The organism is Mesorhizobium sp. BR1-1-6 (genome assembly GCF_020165355.1).
Taxonomy (GTDB): Bacteria; Pseudomonadota; Alphaproteobacteria; order Rhizobiales; family Rhizobiaceae; genus Mesorhizobium.
Map to the genome: position 1 here is coordinate 98,075 of NZ_JAIUHZ010000003.1, position 16,878 is coordinate 114,952.

Below are 16,878 nucleotides of genomic sequence, written 5' to 3' on the forward strand. Positions count from 1 at the left end.
TCAGCTTAGTCCTGCCAGCACGGCCCGCGTGATTGCTTCAGTGCTGTCCTTACCCGCAATCGTGCCTATTCCGCGTGCGGTTGCGGACTCGATTGCCGACATCACTTCGGCCGCGGCCTGCTCCTCGCCCAGATGCCCGAGCATCATGGCGCCGGACCAGATCGCGGCGATCGGATTGGCGATGCCGAGATGCGCGATATCAGGTGCCGAACCATGGACAGGCTCGAACATGGAGGGCGCGCTGCGATCGGGATTGATATTGGCGGAGGCGGCGTAACCGAGTCCGCCCTGGATGGCCGCTCCAATATCGGTGAGGATGTCGCCAAAAAGGTTCGAGGCGACGATCACGTCGAGGCTTTCAGGCGCCAGCACCATGCGGGCGGCAATGGCGTCGACGTGGTAGGGCGAGACCTCCACATCGGCATAGTCTTTCGCGACCTCGCGCGTGACCTCATCCCAGAAAACCATGGAATGTCTCTGCGCGTTGGATTTGGTGACGGATGCGAGCTGCTTACGACGCGTCCGCGCCTGTTCGAAACCGAAACGGAGGATTCTTTCGACGCCCTCACGCGTGAAGATTGCCGTCTCGATCGCGACCTCTTTGGTCGTACCGGAATGAATGCGCCCACCGGCGCCGCAATATTCGCCTTCCGTGTTCTCGCGGATGCACAGTATATCGAAACCCTCACGACGAAGGGGGCCCTGAACGCCTGGCAACAGCCTGTGCGGCCGTATGTTGGCATACTGCGTGAATCCTTTGCGGATTGGCAGGAGCAGTCCGTGAAGCGATACGGAGTCGGCCACCTTCGCTGGCCATCCCACAGCGCCGAGGTAAATCGCATCGAACTTCCGCAGCATCTCGACGCCGTCAGGCGGCATCATCGCACCGGTTTCCAGATAGTAGGCGCACGACCATGGAAATTTCGTAGGATCAAGGGCGAAACCGCCTCGCTTTGCCGCCGCCTGCAGCACCTGCCATCCCGCCTCGGTCACATCCTTGCCGATGCCGTCGCCGGGAATAAGCGCTATCGTGTAAGCCTTCATTGAGATCCTCCTGGAGACCGATGGGCACCGAAGGTCGCAGCTTGCTCAACACGGCAGCGACATTCGGCATCTCGTACCTGGTTTCATCGGAACAATAGTCGACAGCACGCCGCATTTTTCGCCGAGAATGAGCCGCCCGGCCGCGTCGAATCGCGTCGGGCGGAACCTGGAAAGTCGATTGTTCTGGAACCGCCGCGCGGACTATTCGGCCGGACCTTGAGCGTTGAGCTCAGTCGTAAACGCTGACGTAGATCTTGCGCACGGTTTCGATCGTGCGCCAGACGCCGACAAAGCCGGGCTTCATCACGAAACTGTCTCCGGTACGGTAAGTCTTGGTCTCACCGCCCTTCTCCTCGATCTCGACGAGACCCGAAACGATGTGGCAGAATTCGCAGGTAGTGCCCTTGATAGAATGCGTCTCGCCGGGCGTCGCCTCCCAGACGCCGGTCAGGACCTTCTCGCCTTTCGAGGCATCCTGCGCCCACGTCTTGAAGGATGGATTGCCCGAAATTAGCCGCTCTGGAGCCGGTAATGCCTGCTTCGGCGCGAAGGCTGGATCTGTGTCGATCGTGATCAGAAGTGACATGTCATGTTTCCCTGTTAGTAGCCGAGTGTCCGATCGACGAGGCCGATCAGTTCTTCCCCGGCGCGGTGGCGCCGGATATTGTCCACGACGGATTGCGCCGCGGAATCTGCTTGCGTTATGGAAGCGATGTGCGGCGTGATCGCCACCTTCGGGTGCCGCCAGAGCGGATGGCCGTCCGGCAGCGGCTCGGGATCGGTGACATCGAGCATTGCGGCATCAAGGTGCCCGCTATCGAGAGCCTGAAGCAGGGCGGTTTGGTCTAACTGCGGCCCGCGGCCGACATGCAGCAGCCTCGCCCCGGCCGGCAGCAGGGAAAAGAGTTCCGCATCGAGAATGCCACGGGTTTCCTCCGTCAGCGGCAGCAGGCAAACGAGAATATCCGTCCGTGCGAGGAAACCGGCAAGCTGATCCGCTCCATAGAAGCAGGTGACGCCGTCGATCTCCTTCCTGCTTCGGCTCCAGGCAGCGAGGGGAAAGCGAAACGGCAGCAATCGCTCGATAGCCGCCTGCGCCAGCATGCCGAGGCCGAGAAAGCCCACGCGGCGCTCGGCGGCTTGCGGAGCGGCAAGACCGAGCCACGACTGGCGCTTCTGCTGTTCACGATACGCCACCATATCCCGGTGGAGATTCAGCACGCCGAGAACGACATATTCCTGCATCATGCGAATGATGCCGTCCTCGACCATGCGCACCAGCTTCACCTCCTGAGGCAGGCTTTCACGCTTGAACTGGTCGACGCCGGCGCCAAGCGAAAACAGCACTTCGAGATTGCGATAGCGCGCGATGTCATCTGGTGCCGTCCAAGTCAGGAGGTAGCGCACCTTCTCCGGGTCGACACATTCGCTGCTGTGGAACAATTCGACGTCCGGGAGCTCGCGTGCGAAAACCTTGCGGAAGACTGCTGCGCGCACCGGGTCGGAATTGAAAAGAAAAGCCATGAAACCGCCCTCTCCCGCTATACGGCAAGGCGCTTGCCGAGACGCTCGATCATGCTCTGGCAGGCAACAAGTTCGCCGATCTCAATATATTCGTTGGCACGATGAGCCCGGCTGATATCGCCGGGACCGCAGATGATCGCGTCGATGCCGGCCTGCTGATAGAGACCAGCCTCCGTGCCGTAGCTCACCGCAGACAGAGGCTCCCGCCCCGTCAACTCGGTCAGAAGGGCTGCCAAACCACTCTCCTGCGGGAGCGAAAGCCCCGGATACGCGCTCAGCTCATGCCACGCCACGTCAAAGCCGCTGTCACCGAGCGCGATTAGCTGGGCCTTTACCGGCTCAAGCAATGATGATGGGGAAACACCAGGCACGGCACGGACCTCGATATCGGCGGTGCAGCGATCAGGGATGATGTTGACGGCTTGGCCGCCAGCGATGACACCAACCTGCAATGACGAGTATGGAGGCGCGAAATCCGTGTCGAACGGCCCATCCGCGAGGGTCTGACCATAGGCCACGATCTGCGTGACGAGACCTGACATTGCATGCACGGCATTCAGTCCCAGCTCGGGCCGTGAAGAATGGCCGGACCGTCCTATCACCTCGAGCCGCGCGGCCGCCTTGCCTTTGTGCCCCCGCACGGCTTCCATCCGGCTCGGCTCACCGATAATCGCGCCAAGCGGCTTCTCGCACAGGCTTGGCAGGGCGGCGATGAGATGCGGCACACCACGGGCACCCGCCTCCTCGTCATAGGAGAATGCGAGATGAATGGGCCGCTGCAAGTTCGTCGCCGCAAGCCGCGGCAGCGCGGCCAGCACGCAGGCAAGAAAGCCCTTCATGTCGGAGGTGCCCCGGCCATGAAGCCTGGCGCCATCGTGGCGCAGAACAAAGGGATCCGAGTTCCATTCCCGCTCACCGGCCGGCACGACATCCAGGTGGCCCGACAAGATGTAGCCGCAGGCCCGCCGCGGCCCGATCGTGACAAACAGGTTGGACCGGTCGCCTTCGGGGCCGCAAAGGACGGTCGTTTCTGCTCCGGCCGCCTCGCAATATTCACGCACCCAGTCGACGATCGCGCCGTTGGGCGAGCCCACGACCGAGGGGAACGCGATCAGCGTCGCTAGAATTTCTTCGACATTCACCGGGCGCCGCTCCACTCGCACTTCGCTGGATGCGACAAGTGTGGCAGCAGGCGAGAGCATTCCGTGCCGAATGAAGCTATGCTTTGGCCGAAGATTTCGAATATTGGCCCGGAACCAGCGAAACCTGCTGGCTTTCGGGTGCAATCATAAGGCAAAGACGGCTGCGGCACCGTCAGCGACGACAGGACGTGCTCGCGAGTTGGATATAAGGAGCAGGTCGACTGAAATGCAGAGATCAGTGCGCCTGAAGTCTTTCGAACTGGTCGCGCGGGACATCGATGATGTTGACGTCGAGTTGCTGCACGCGCTGTCGATCTCAGTCCGCTGGCCGCATCGGCCAAAGGACTGGGATCTTCTGCGCCGTGCCGGCCGCGGCATTGTTGCCGTAGACGGCATTGGCCGGGTTTTCGGCAGCGCGATGTGGTTTCCGCAAGGGGACGATTTCGCCACCATCGGCGTAGTCATCACAACGCCCCGCACACAAGCGCAAGGAGGCGGCCGATGGCTCATGGACCAAGTGCTCGAGCAGTGTGGCGATCGCAATTTGGCGCTCAACGCCACCCATGCCGCCTATCCTCTCTATGTCTCACTTGGCTTCACGAGCGAGGGGATCGTATATATGCGCCAAGGAGAGGTTCCGCCGGCACTCCCTGCCCTGCCTGATTTGGAAGGTGAATTGCAGACGCTGCCGAGCGACAGGCTGAATGAGATCATCGAGCTGGATACGCGCGCGTTTGGCACAAACCGCGAGAGGCTGCTCGCATTGCTCTCAGCGGATGCCTCGATCTGCACTTTGAGCCGTGGCGGCGAGATCGTCGGCTACTCCATGTGTCGCGAGTTCGGGCGTGGCTACGTGATCGGCCCGATGGTCGCGCGCAGCGATCTGGACGCGGTCCATCTCACAGCCGTCCATCTGAGAAATCTTGCAGGACGCTTCGTCCGAGTCGATACCCGGGAGAAGGATGGCATGTTTGCCGCGTTTCTCGAGCAGTGCGGCCTTGGCATTGCCGAGACCGTTACGACAATGTCCAAAGGGCGTCGCTTCCTGAACCGGGAAGAAAACGGAGCGTGGGTTTATGGATTGGCTGGCCACGCATTGAGCTGACTGCGGCACCACAATGCGACCGAAAGGCGCCACTGCAGATTGTGGCAGTGCGGTTTCCACGACTATGCCTTCGTAGTGGCATTTCTGGGTTACCCGTTCCCTTGAAGATATCTTCGGTGTGGCCCATCCGCCATCAATCACTCTCGCATTGTTGCGAAAGGCAGCAAGCAGGCCGCCCTTCCCTCAGCCTCCGGATCGCAGCCGTCTAGGGGCTCCGTGACAACATCAGGCATCCTTTGGAAGCACCTGAAGGACCCGTGCGATGAACATATGGAACTCGGCCATGTAGTTGCGCAAGAACTCCTGCGTGGATTCGACTGTGACTTCGCCGCCGTCCGTGATCAGGCCCGGCGTGAACTGGATGTAGGCTTCCGGAGCGTTCATCTGCGGGGAGTTGCAGAAGCTCAGCACGCTGCGCAGGCTCTGCTGGGCCACGGCGGTCCCTATGGTTCCGGGCGAGGTCCCAATGACAGCTGAGGGCTTGCGGGCGAACGAGTTCTTGCCATAAGGGCGGCTGGCCCAGTCGATTGCGTTCTTCAACCCACCTGGGATCGAGCGGTTATACTCGGGCGTTATGAAAAGGACTGCCTCCACCGCGGCGATAGAGTCTTTGAAAGCGCGCGCGACAGGTGGAAACTCAGCATCGTAGTCGTAGCTGTAGAGCGGCAAATCCTTGAACGAAATCTCCGACATTTCAAGCTCTGGTGGAGCAAGCTGCACAAGCGCTTTCGCAAGCTTGCGATTGATCCCCTGCATGACGCTATGGCAAAAACATCGTTCAGCAGCTTCGTGCAGTCAAGCGCCTACGACACCAATGTAGAGCGCGGGCACTCTCGTGATGTCGCCGCTGGGGATATGTTGCCGCAGAACAGAGTTCACTTGAGCCCAGTGTCCGCCGAAGACAATCGAAGCGTATTCAGCGACAACATGGCGCCAGGGTTTACGACGGCGGTACGTGGCCGGACTGTGTGCGCCATCGGTGTTGGTGCCTAAGTACAATAGGTCCGAGAATCCCTCAGTCGGATGAAGTGAGTTCGTGAACTAAAAAAGGCCGGACTGATAAGCCCGGCCAGGTTTGAAGATAAATACCTCCTGAGGGGAACGCGTCGACGTATGGGGGAAACTCTCGACGCAACACCTATGTGGGACGTGTAGCTTCTCTTACAACGACAGGGTGGTGGACCACAATCGCTGCTCCGTCGAGCCAGGGACGCAAAGCTCGCTTTCGGTTGCCGAGCAGATGGGATAGGAACAGCGACTTCGCTTCTCGCTTCCCATAGATGCCGAGCGACGTCCGCCAGGCCCCGCGCGACGCGGTGGGGACTATCCAGGTCTATGTTTGTCTCTTCGACCACAAACGCCTGGACGGCCTCCTTGCGTCTGGGCTCATAACGGATCGCCGAGACGCAGGCATCGAGCGCCCCGCGGATCGTATGGCGCTGAACTTCGACCGTCTTCCATTTGCGATCGGCCGTCCTGGCCGTGGTTGCGCACTACGGGGCTAGTCAGCTTCGACCGTGCAATGGAGGCCAGCTTGATAACATGCCCACCCGCGTCACGCTCGTCCTCGCTGATGTGGCCGTTCGTCATCAGCCAAGCCAAGATCTGCGGTGCCGACATTGCCGTGGTCTTAGGTTGCTGGAGTTCGGCAATGTTGTCGTTTGCGGCTTCGAATGGATCCTGCGTCGGAGTCTCGTCGACCTGGCCGGCGCGGATGGCAGCGTGCATTAAGTGTCCTCGGTATGGTGGACTTGTGAGCAGTCGTATTTAGTGGTTTTCTAATTCAGCAACCTTGTACGGAAGGTGATCACATGGCGTCGCCTGTGTTTAAGATTGAGCTCGAGAGCGATGTCGAGTTCGGCGAGATGGTATCGTTGATGGGATGTTATAGTGACGAGGAATATAGGAGCCTTGTCCAACAGCGATGCAGTGATAGCCACCGTCGGGAAGTGCTCTTCCGAAACATCGCGTTCGTGGATGATGTCACGAATGCGTTCGCTCCATTGAATGCGAAAGTCGAACATGAGATCGCGGACGTCGAGTCTATCGTTAAGCGGAATAGGAAAGCGAACAAACTGTTTAACGAGATTGATCGGCTGGGTGGCTCTAGGGGCTTCGACGATCCTTTCGAGGAGACTTTCAAGTTCAGGGCTGAGCAGCACTTGAGTGGTCCCGAGTTTGCCGATCTAGCGAAAATCATCATCTCGAGCGGTGCCTTAGGAGCGGGAGGCGCCGCCGTTCTGAAAGCCACTAAAGACATTGTGATAAAGTGGCTCGACAACCGCGGAAAGAAGAAGGTGAAAATCTCGCTCGGCTCCGGGAAGTCGATCGAGATCGTAGGACCTATCAGCGACCGCAAAGTTTCCAAGATGCTGGGCTTTCTGCAGGAGGGGCTAGACGACATGCCGGAACCGGCACGGCCCAAGCTGGCTGGTGATCCAGATCCTCCAACCAAGCGGAGAGGTAAGGCTCCTCGATCGATCTGATCGCTCATTCAACGTTTCATTCCTTCTTCTGTGTCAACTTATCAACTTTTTGAACTTTTCCCAACGCCCGTACAGCAAAGGGGAAAGCCGTAGAAACCAGAATCTAAAACCAATGGGCAAGGTTCAATAGTAAGAGGTTTAAATATATTTTCTTCTCTATATGTATTATGTCTTTACGTTTCGTCATGTCACGCCTACTTTTCATACCGGCAAAGTTAGCAAAAAACTTCAAAAGTTCGAAGGCCATTTTTGCCACCCCGAACTTTTGAAGTTGTAGCCAACTTTTCGCGCCTCCAGAAGTTTGAAGGATGCTCGAGCGCCCGGCTTCGACCGACCCGACAAGTCTACCGCCTTCCCGGTCTCGATAAGCCATGTGAGCGCCTTGGCAACGTCTTCGCTGTCGGCCTGGCTGAGGCCCTCCCGCTGCAGCAACTGAGGCCAGGGCAAGGTCTTCTCCTCGGCCTGCGACAAAGCACGGACAATCGCCTTCCGGCTTCTGCCATGGATCCAGCCATGTGCTGTTCGGCACCGTCAGTGGTGGCCTGAATTGAACGGTGGACGATCGCCCATCCCCATCCCACGTCATGGGCGGTTATCACCGGGTCTGACGGACGCCATCGCCAGGAATCCGGCGAGGACCGTAGCCTTGTCGCCATAGCGGCGTCCGAGGGCGCCGCTAGGGAAGGCGAGCAGGACGCCCGACGCAAAATAGACTCCGATGAGGATCCCAATGTCGGCCAGACTCGCTCCGAGGCTTTGGCTAAGCTGCGGCGCTATGGATCCTACGCTGACGAGCTGGAAGGCGAAGGCGGCGCGAGCGACGAACAAGACAGCAAGAATGGTCCAGCGGCTTCGCACTTGAATCCTCCCCTGGGCTGACAATCGGCGCATGGTTTTCCATCAAATGCGTCGCCCACTCAGTCCAATCAATCATGATTCAATGTTTGCAGATCATGTCGGCCAGCAGCCCAGGAAAGCGCCTCTTCTAGCCGGTCGTCCCCCCAAAACGTTTCGCCATCCACGACGAAAGCCGGGGAGCCGAAAATGCGATAGCTGCGGGCCACATCCGTTTCAGCCTTGAGCCGCTCATGGGCGCGGGCGCCGTCGGCCTTGGCAATCACATCGTCGACATCATGACCGAGGGGAGTCAGCACATGCCCCAGATGAGCGCGACTACCCAGTTCCATGCCTTCCAAGTACCACGCCGTGAAGCTTGCGACGGTATAGGCCTCACACCAGCCCTCCTCGGCCGCCACCATGGCGACCCGGTTGGCCAGAAGGTCCGGATCGGTCGGCCAGATGGGCGCCCTGACGTAAGGCACGCGGTGCTTCGCCGCGCGCCGCTCCACATCGCGCCACATGTATTGCACCTTTGCCGTCTGGGTGCGGAGGGCAATGTTGTTCTCGGCCATGACGGTGCGGACATTGAAGGGGCGCCATCGAACGGCAACACCCGACTGTTTCGCCATAGTGTCAATGCGCATCACCGACAGATATGCGTAGCCGCTCCCAAAGAAATAGAAGAAGTCAATCTGCTTCATTTCCACCGCCTCCGCGCCGCAGCCAACTCGGCAACGAACCAATGAATCAGTCAGTGCTGTTAAGGCTGCACATGCGTATGAGCCATGACCCGTCGGCCTGTCGTTCGAAGACGTCGACAGACGTACCGTTGCCGACCTCCAAGCCCTCGGTATACGTGGCCAGGCACCAAGCCAACTCACCAGATTTGCCCGCGTGTATCACTGCCATTTTCTTGTGGGTCGCCTCCCTGTGCCCGTTCGTCCAGGTTGCGTGGAGAGCTTCGACAGCGTCGCGGCCCCGAGCAGGAGACGCGTAGGGCGAATGCAATTCGGCATCGGCCGTAAACATGGCGCCGCATGTTTTGGCATCGCCAGCACGATAGGCAGCCACATAGGAATTCCAGAAAACCTGCAGTTCCTCGTGGATCGACATGGGACGGCCCTCCGGTAGCCAGTTTACTATATTAGCGGTTTCTTAGATGTGCGACAATTCTCCCATGCTGGTCCGCCGCTGGCCATCTTCCCACCTAGCCGTTATCGCGGTGGCCCCGGGGTCGGTCTCCGCTTCTGGCAGTATGCGACCTCACACCGCGCACGGGTGCGCTTATGGGATGTCGGAAAGGCGGGCTCTACGTCTGAGTTCAGCGGAGATTAGATATTCAGGAGCAGACCGTCCACGCCTCGGTCGCCTCACCCCCTCCACACCGTAGAGCGGAGAACGGCCTGCATATGCTCTGCCAAGTCGAGTTCACCGCGCGCCTCGATCTCTAAAAGGTACCGAGCCTTGGCTAGGCGGTCCGCTTCCCCCACCGCAGGGTAGCCGCAGATGGCGAGCAGCGTCCTCTCCTCCTCCCGGCTGGCTCTGTCGGACTCTTTGCTTCCACCGCCCATGTTATGCAGGGCTTCACCGAACGCAGCATAAGCTATCTTGTGCGCCTCAATCAGCGCTAGCAGACTATCGGACGGTCCTCGGTCTCGATCTGACGGCTCAGTACCGATTGCCATTGCCGCAACTGTCGAGGCGACGACTGCGCTGCCAGAGTGGAGGAGCAAGGCGCGGCGGTTGATAAGCCACGACCACGCCGGCCGTGCGCTCGACGCTATGGAGATCGCCGGCGATGATTGGCAGCGCCGCGGCGACGATCGTCTGATCGATCACGGCGAGGAACATCGGCAGCATGATCGACGGGAACAGCGTCAGAAAGGAAGCCTTCGTGGAAGCGGCTTCGGCTGACGCAAGGGTGGGATCGCTGGCGGACATGGCTAATGCCGGGCGCAACGGAGTGGCCTGCCGGTCACCATGGCCGGTGCCCTCGCTGCGATCGGCAAGCTTGCCTAGGACGAGCAGCCGTCACATTGGCCGCCCGAGCCACATGTTTGCGGTGAAACAGGCTTGTGCGCATATGGCTGCCTCCCTCGCAGATTTTATGCAATCCTTCTATCATAGATCAAATTTTTGCTTGATGTATATAATGATGGCGTTCTATGTTGATCAAGGGAATAGCCGGGCGGGCGCTGGACGCAACGCCGGGAAGGTGTGCGCCCCGATCCAGAACGTCCGTCACGCAGGGAGGAACAGATACGCATGGTCAACTACATTACAGATGAAGTGAAGGCCCTGATCGGATTGGAATCCGAGTGGGAGGAAGGCTGCGATCCGGTCGAACGCGGCCAGATCCGTCGTCATTTCCAGGCCACTATGGACAATGACCCAGTTTACTGGGACGACGCGCATGCCGCCGGCACGAAATTCGGTTCGGTCGTCGCTCCGCCGCTGTTTCCCTTGCACGTTCTGCGGCCAGCGCCCGGTACGCCCGACCCGTTCGAACGCGCCGCCAAAGACCCAGACTTCGATGGCTCCGTGCGTGGCCTGATGAAAGGCCTCAAGCCCCTGCCCATTCCACTCACGCGCGTGCTCAACGGCGGCAACGAGGTCGAGATCTACCAGCAGGCGAAACCTGGCGAAACCGTTCGGGTCCGCTCGAAATATCTCGACATCTACCAGAAGGAGGGCCGGACCGGCACGATGGTCTTCCTGCTGACGGAGACTGTCTACACGAACGGCGATGGCGAGCTTCTGCTCAAGGCCATCCAGACGCGTATCCTGCGCTGACCGTTCGATTCCCGGAGGAACCCATGACACAAGTTTATTTCGATGACGTCGAAGTCGGATCGACCATCCCGCAGATCGCCAAGGGGCCGATGACCACCGCCCACATCATGCGTTGGTCGGCTGCCATGGAGAATTGGCACCGCATCCACTACGACAAGCCCTACGCAACCGAGCACGACAAAGTTCCGGACGTCCTCATCAACGGGAGTTGGAAGCAGCACGTGCTCTCGCAGATGTTGAAGGACTGGGCGGGCGCCGGAGGCTGGCCATGGAAGATCGCTTTCCAGTACCGCGAAATGGATCTGCCGGGCGACACCATCACCGGCTGGGGCAAGGTCACCGGCATGTCCGAGAAGGACGGCCTCGGCCACATCGAACTTGAGATCGGGCTTCGCAACTCGCGCGGCCTCGATTCCACCAAGGGCACGGCAACCGTTGTGCTGCCGAAGAGAGGCGGCAAGCCGGTCCCATACCCGTTTGTCGCACCGAAGGCTTAGGAGGCAACGATGAGCGATCTGCCCAAGAAAGTCACGATCTACGAAGTCGGCCCGCGAGAAGGCTTCCAGTTCGAGAAGAACTTCATACCTACGGAACGCAAGTTGGAACTCATCAACGCGCTTGCCGATACCGGGGTTAGCGACATCGAGGTTACCTCCTTCGTCAACCCAAAATGGGTGCCGCAGATGGCGGACGCTGACGAGGTCTCGGCCGGCCTCAAGCCGAGGAACGGCCTGCGCTACTCCTGTCTCTACCTGAATACGCAGGGTCTCAAACGGGCGGCGGCCACCGGCAAGTACCATCTCGACGGTTCGCTGAAGCTGGGCGCCAGTCCAGCCTTCATCAAGAAGAATACCAACAAGACCATTGAGGAAACGGTTGCAACCTACCCCGAATGGATCGAGACCTATCGTCAATTGGGTGTTGCGGTGGAACAGGCGACCGTCAACGCCGCGTGGGGCTGTAACTACCAGGGCGAAATTCCCGTCGACTGGGTCTTGTCGCGCATTTCAACCATCGAGGAAGTCATCAACGACGCTGGCTCCAAGCTGAAGCGGCTGCTGATCTCGGATACCATGGGATGGGGCAACCCGTTGCAGACCAAGCAACTGCTCGGTGCGATCCGCAATCGATGGCCGGACGCCGAACTGCGCATCCATCTGCACGACACGCGCGGTCCGGGGCTGACCAATGTCTATGCCGCGCTTGAACTCGGGGTCGCGCATTTCGATTCCGCCGTCGCCGGCCTCGGCGGCTGTCCATTCGCCGGTCATTCTGCGGCGGCGGGCAACATATGCACGGAAGATCTTCTGTTCATGCTGCAGGAAATGGGAATCGAGACTGGCATCGACCTGGAAAAAATGATCGAGGCGGCGCGTCTTGCCGAACATGTCGTTGGTCATCAATTGCCCGGCAAGGTCATGAAGGGTGGCTCCCTGGCAAAATACCGACACGCCGCCTGATTTCGGTGTGTGGAAACGGGGATCCTGCCGCCGATAATGGCCTGCCGAAACGCAGGCCCTTTTGTTTGAGCCGCGCTTGGATCGGGTCAGCGTTCGAGAGAACCGCTGATCCGATCCAGTGCAGTTGCCCTACGGCGTCATGTCCGCAAGGTTGACGACGTTGAGTAGGTCTCGGCCATCTGCCAGCCGATCGAGATTAGCGAGCATCTGGTTCCAGATCCGCTCACGCGATTGCCGGCTGGAACCGGCGCTGTGTGGTGTCTGAACAACGTTGTCCAGGCTTCGCAACGGAGACTCCACCGGCAGTGGTTCTTTCGCATAGGCGTCGAGCGCGGCCCGAATCCGCCCGTTTCGAAGGGCATCAAGCATTGCCTCCTCGTCTACAATCGCTCCGCGGGCGATGTTGACCAGAAGCGCATCCCGCTTCATCGCGGTGATCTCGGAACGGCCGACCATGCCTTTTGTCGACGCATTCAGCCCAGCGGCGATAACGACGATGTCGCTGGCGCGCATGAGAGTGGGAAGGTCGACAAAGGCGATATCCGATCTGCCTTCGGCGGGGACGGTGCGGGTATGAACCAGCACCCCGGCGCCGAACGCCAGAAACCGCCTGGCGAGATCGGCGCCGATCGAACCGAAGCCAAGGATGCCGACGGTCTTGCCGCCGATCTCCTCGCCGCTCCAGACCTCCGCGCCGGACCAGCCACCCACACGCATGCTTTCGACTTGCCAGACCAGTCCGCGCAGGGCAGCCAGTACCAGCATGAAACAGTGCTCGGCCACGGCATTGCTGGTGGCTTCGGGTGTGTTTGCGACGCGGATGGCAAGCCGCCCCGCGGCGGATAGGTCAATACGGTCTGTACCGATGCCGACCTGCTGCACCAGGCGCAGGCGGCGTGCGTGCCCCAGCAGATCCTCGTTTACCCAGACGCGGCGGGTGACCAGCGCATCAGCATTGCCAAGAGCGGACGCCAGAGCAGCAACGTCGTCGTGACGCACGTAGGCGACATCGTGGGACAATGGCGGCGTCGTCTCGGGTTCGAGGAAACCGTCCGTGCCTATCACAATACGCAATACCTGCCTCCCTTGCCGCTGCCCAGCCGCCGTTGGCACGGTCGCTAGGCACCCGATCGCGCGGCCGTTTGCCGGCGCCATTCCTCGTGGTCGAACTCGATGCCGGCACCCGGCTGCTCGCTCGGCCGCACGCGCCCGTTCTCAGGTTTCAGTTCGCCCAGCATCAGTGGCGGCGGTGCTTCGTCATTCGGGCCATAAAAGACAAGGTATTCGGCGAGCGGGCAATTGGGCGTCGCCATCATCAGATGGGTAGCCCAGGGCTGGAGGACACCATTGTGCGGTATGACCGGAATTCCATGAGACGATGCCATTGCCGCGACGCGGCGGATTTCGGTGATGCCACCGCACCAAGCGACATCGGGTTGCAGGATGTCGGCGCAGCCGCGTTCGATGAGATCGCGAAAACCCCAGCGCGTATATTCGTGCTCTCCGGTCGCGACCAATGGGCCATTAAGACGGCGGCGCAGTTCCACATGGCCGTCGAGATCGTCGGGCAGCAACGGTTCCTCGATCCAGCGAACGCGATACTCGGCCGCGGCCCGTGCGAATTCGAGCGTGTAGTCCACTGTCCAGGACATCCAGCAATCGACCATGATGTCGATGTCGGGACCGACGGTCTCACGCACCTCGGCGACGCGCTCAACGTTGCGTCGAAGGCCCTCCTTGCCGTCGGGAGGCCCATAGGCCATGGGCAGCTTGGTTCCTATATAGCCCTCCTTCACCAGGGCGTCGGAGTCGGGATGCGTGGCGTAGCAGGGAAGCGAGGCGCGCATCTCGCCGCCCAGGATGCGGTAGAGCGGCTGTCCCATCCATTTGCCCAACAGGTCCCACAAGGCGAGGTCGATGCCAGAGAGAGCCATGACCGGCGCACCCTTGCGTCCGTAGGCGAGGGTGGAAAGGTACATCTGGTCCCACAGCATTTCGATGTTGCGAGGATCCTTGCCGACCAGCAGGCCCTTCAAATGCTGGGCGACGATCGTCTCTACGATGGCGCCGCCGCGTGTCATTCCGACACCCGTCAAGCCATCGTCGGCGATAATCTCGATGAAGACGTCCTGCGCGTTCGGTCCGCGCCAACCGCCGCGTTTGCCGCCGTACTCGGGATAGGCCGACATCGGCGTCGAGACGCGGATCTCGTTCAGCCACGAACCGCGCGGCGGCGGGGCGATATAGGAGCGGACATCGAGAATACGCATGGGTATCAACCCGCCTTCCGCTTTTCATGAAGCGTTTGCCGCGGACGGCAGACGACAAGCGCGTCCAGCGCGGTCGTGCCCTGCCCCTCACCGAAGACCGCCAGCGGGTTGATATCGAGACTTTCGATCGCATCGCGGGCATCCGAGGCCAGCTCGGATACCGCGACCAGCGCCTCGGCGAGCGCCTTGCGGTCGAACTTCTGGCTGCCTCGAAATCCGGCGAGCAGGGTGGGCAGCGCCCGCACCTCGTCGATCATCTCCTCGGCCTCGCGCCGGTTTACCGGACACAGCCGCCATGTCGCCGCCTTCAGCGCCTCGGCCAGAATGCCGCCGAGACCCAGCATGATCACGGGGCCGAACTGCGGGTCCTGCGAGGTGCCGACAATGAGCTCGATACCGCCACTCCTCATGCGCTGCACGAGGACGCCGGGGATGATGGCCTTCGGCGCATAGGACTTCGCCGATGCCATGATGGCATCGTAGGCCTGTTCGAGGCCCTCGGCGTCCTTGATGCCCAGCCGGACGCCGCCAGCCTCTGTCTTGTGCGAAATGTCCGCCGAGACAATCTTCAGAACGACCGGGTAACCGATCGCTTCGGCTGCCTTGGCCGCGTCCTCCCGGTTCTTGCAAAACTGTTCCGCAACGCCCGTAATGCCATAGGCCGCCAAAACCTGTTTGCTCTGATATTCATCGAGGCCGGTTTCCGCTTCCGCAAGAGCGGCGCGGACCGTCTCGAGATCGCGGCGGGCCGCTGGGCGGGTCGCCCCGGCCTCGGCAATCGAAAGTTCTCTCGTGCGGTGATAGGCGATCAATCTGCGCGCTGCCTTGGCGGCCTTCGCCGGGAGATAGAAGAGCGGCACGTCCGATGCCTGGAGCCGCCTCAAGGCGTCGAGGTCGCGGGCGTCCTGGGTCGAGCCGGTCCATGTGAACAGGATGGGTTTGCGGGCCTGTTTCGAGGCCTCGATGATCGTGTCGGCCTGCATGGCGCCGCCGACGCTCGACATCAGGACGAGATCCTGCTCGCCCTCCGAAAGCAATATATCGAGCACGCGCGGGAAATCCGGGCCCGTGCCGAACCCTGTCAGATCCGCCGGATTGGCGGCCGACCCGCGATCACCCATGATCTCGAGAAGCTGGCCCCTTACGCCGTCCGACAGAACCGGCACGTCGAGCCCCTCCTCGGCGCATTTGTCGGCCATGAAGGAGCCCATGCCGCCCGACTCGGAAATCACTCCCATGCGTTTGCCGCGAGGCCTGATTTTCATGCGGAACATTGCGGCGGTTTCGAGAAGCTCGTCATAGTCATCGACGCGGATGACGCCCTTCTGCCTGAACAGCGCGTCCTGCACGTCGTCGGAGCCGGTCATCGAGGCGGTGTGGCTGCTCGCCCCGCGCGCGCCGGCCTCCGTGCGGCCGATCTTGAGCAGCACGAGCGGCTTGCCCGCCTCCCGGGCCATGTCGGCCGTCTCGACGAATTTCTCGCCGTCCTTGAAGCCCTCCACCACGGCCGCGACGGCGCTGATCTCGGGATCACGCAGCATGTACTGGATGAAGTCCGAGGATTCGAGATCAGCCTCGTTGCCTGTGGCGACCATGTACCGGAAGCCAATGCGCTTGTCCTCGGCTGTGCAAAGCAGCGGGCGATAGGCCGTGGCGCCGCTCTGCGAGACCAGGCCGATCGTTGGGTTGAAGGCCAGCATGTCGGGGCCTATGCGCGTCGAAGGCGTGGTCCAGCTCTTGCCCGCGACATTGGCGAGGCCAAGGCAGTTCGGACCGCACACGCGAATGCCGCTGTCGCGGGCCAGTTGCCGTAGCTCCGCCTGACGCGCCCTGCCCTGGTCGGTTGCCAGTTCGGCGAAACCGGCGGAGATGATGAGCGCCGACTTCACCCCCCTTTCGATGCATTGGCGGAAGGCAGGCAGGACCTGCTCCGACGAGACCACGATGCAGGCCAGGTCCACGGCTTCGGGCAGGTCGACGACGCTGGGATAGCTGCGCACGCCGAAGATCTGGTCGCGATTCGGGTTGACGGGATAGAGCCGTGCCGAACTTCCGGTATTGACCAGGTTTGGAAGGAACCGCCCGCCATAGCCCGGCTTTTCCGTTGCGCCGACGATGGCAATCGAGGCGGGGTTGAACATGGCATGGATCGATCGGAACTTTGCCTCGTCGTTGCTGGCCGGCTTCACGTCTTGCACTCCTGATTCAATTCTT

The 16,878-nt window shown here is 60.8% G+C and carries 18 protein-coding genes; 5 read left to right on the forward strand and 13 right to left on the reverse strand.

The features are described from left to right. The 4 genes from LB545_RS08355 to argE form a co-directional block, all read right to left on the reverse strand. Complete coding sequence (locus LB545_RS08355) at positions 1-1,044, reverse strand: tartrate dehydrogenase (protein WP_140499559.1); 1,044 nt, start codon at positions 1,042-1,044, stop codon at positions 1-3. A 229-nt stretch (positions 1,045-1,273) separates the two neighbouring features. Further along, positions 1,274-1,630, reverse strand: a complete 357-nt coding sequence (locus tag LB545_RS08360; protein WP_140499561.1) for a cupin domain-containing protein — start codon at positions 1,628-1,630, stop codon at positions 1,274-1,276. Positions 1,631-1,644: 14 nt separating this feature from the next. Next, entirely contained in the window at positions 1,645-2,568 is a 924-nt protein-coding gene (locus tag LB545_RS08365; RefSeq protein WP_140581813.1) for a 2-hydroxyacid dehydrogenase, read from the reverse strand. Between the two features lie 17 nt (positions 2,569-2,585). Beyond that, a complete protein-coding gene (gene argE / locus LB545_RS08370) occupies positions 2,586-3,710 on the reverse strand; it encodes an acetylornithine deacetylase (RefSeq protein WP_140581810.1) in 1,125 nt (374 codons plus the stop codon). 226 nt (positions 3,711-3,936) lie between these two features. On the opposite strand from argE, the gene LB545_RS08375 reads away from it, so the two are divergent. Next, on the forward strand, positions 3,937-4,815 hold the full coding sequence (locus LB545_RS08375; protein ID WP_140581808.1) for a GNAT family N-acetyltransferase: 879 nt from the start codon (positions 3,937-3,939) through the stop codon (positions 4,813-4,815). A gap of 225 nt (positions 4,816-5,040) precedes the next feature. On the opposite strand, the gene LB545_RS08380 is transcribed toward LB545_RS08375, so the two are convergent. Continuing rightward, a complete protein-coding gene (locus LB545_RS08380) occupies positions 5,041-5,571 on the reverse strand; it encodes an NADPH-dependent FMN reductase (protein WP_140559993.1) in 531 nt (176 codons plus the stop codon). A gap of 630 nt (positions 5,572-6,201) precedes the next feature. Continuing rightward, complete coding sequence (locus LB545_RS08385) at positions 6,202-6,543, reverse strand: hypothetical protein (RefSeq protein ID WP_140581805.1); 342 nt, start codon at positions 6,541-6,543, stop codon at positions 6,202-6,204. A gap of 83 nt (positions 6,544-6,626) precedes the next feature. On the opposite strand from LB545_RS08385, the gene LB545_RS08390 reads away from it, so the two are divergent. Next, a complete protein-coding gene (locus LB545_RS08390) occupies positions 6,627-7,301 on the forward strand; it encodes a hypothetical protein (protein ID WP_140559995.1) in 675 nt (224 codons plus the stop codon). A gap of 582 nt (positions 7,302-7,883) precedes the next feature. Here the strand turns inward: LB545_RS08390 and LB545_RS31135 are convergent. The 4 genes from LB545_RS31135 to LB545_RS08405 all read right to left on the reverse strand — a co-directional run bounded on the left by LB545_RS31135 (position 7,884) and on the right by LB545_RS08405 (position 10,082). After that, a complete protein-coding gene (locus tag LB545_RS31135) occupies positions 7,884-8,192 on the reverse strand; it encodes an MFS transporter (RefSeq protein ID WP_348640287.1) in 309 nt (102 codons plus the stop codon). A 35-nt stretch (positions 8,193-8,227) separates the two neighbouring features. Further along, positions 8,228-8,842, reverse strand: a complete 615-nt coding sequence (locus LB545_RS08395; RefSeq protein ID WP_140581803.1) for a 2-hydroxychromene-2-carboxylate isomerase — start codon at positions 8,840-8,842, stop codon at positions 8,228-8,230. Between the two features lie 46 nt (positions 8,843-8,888). After that, positions 8,889-9,254: a YybH family protein gene (locus LB545_RS08400; RefSeq protein WP_140559997.1), complete on the reverse strand. Its 366-nt coding sequence runs from the start codon at positions 9,252-9,254 to the stop codon at positions 8,889-8,891. A 555-nt stretch (positions 9,255-9,809) separates the two neighbouring features. Then, positions 9,810-10,082 (reverse strand): MFS transporter, encoded by a 273-nt coding sequence (locus LB545_RS08405; protein WP_140559998.1) that lies wholly within the window; start codon positions 10,080-10,082, stop codon positions 9,810-9,812. Between the two features lie 324 nt (positions 10,083-10,406). On the opposite strand from LB545_RS08405, the gene LB545_RS08410 reads away from it, so the two are divergent. Genes LB545_RS08410 through LB545_RS08420 form a run of 3 tightly spaced genes read left to right on the forward strand, consistent with a single transcriptional unit; the run spans position 10,407 to position 12,394 of the window. After that, the gene (locus LB545_RS08410) at positions 10,407-10,934 is read left to right on the forward strand and encodes a MaoC family dehydratase N-terminal domain-containing protein (RefSeq protein WP_140559999.1); all 528 of its coding nucleotides are present in this window, start codon (positions 10,407-10,409) and stop codon (positions 10,932-10,934) included. Positions 10,935-10,957: 23 nt separating this feature from the next. Next, positions 10,958-11,431: an acyl dehydratase gene (locus LB545_RS08415; RefSeq protein WP_140560000.1), complete on the forward strand. Its 474-nt coding sequence runs from the start codon at positions 10,958-10,960 to the stop codon at positions 11,429-11,431. A 9-nt stretch (positions 11,432-11,440) separates the two neighbouring features. After that, positions 11,441-12,394 (forward strand): hydroxymethylglutaryl-CoA lyase, encoded by a 954-nt coding sequence (locus LB545_RS08420; protein WP_140560001.1) that lies wholly within the window; start codon positions 11,441-11,443, stop codon positions 12,392-12,394. A 129-nt stretch (positions 12,395-12,523) separates the two neighbouring features. Here LB545_RS08420 and LB545_RS08425 read toward each other — a convergent pair whose 3' ends face one another. The 3 genes from LB545_RS08425 to LB545_RS08435 are packed head-to-tail and all read right to left on the reverse strand — an operon-like array spanning position 12,524 to position 16,853. Next, complete coding sequence (locus LB545_RS08425; protein WP_224704926.1) at positions 12,524-13,459, reverse strand: NAD(P)-dependent oxidoreductase; 936 nt, start codon at positions 13,457-13,459, stop codon at positions 12,524-12,526. 53 nt (positions 13,460-13,512) lie between these two features. Next, positions 13,513-14,664 (reverse strand): enolase C-terminal domain-like protein, encoded by a 1,152-nt coding sequence (locus LB545_RS08430; RefSeq protein WP_140581798.1) that lies wholly within the window; start codon positions 14,662-14,664, stop codon positions 13,513-13,515. 5 nt (positions 14,665-14,669) lie between these two features. Next, the gene (locus LB545_RS08435; protein ID WP_140581795.1) at positions 14,670-16,853 is read right to left on the reverse strand and encodes an acetate--CoA ligase family protein; all 2,184 of its coding nucleotides are present in this window, start codon (positions 16,851-16,853) and stop codon (positions 14,670-14,672) included. Positions 16,854-16,878: the final 25 nt, after the last annotated feature.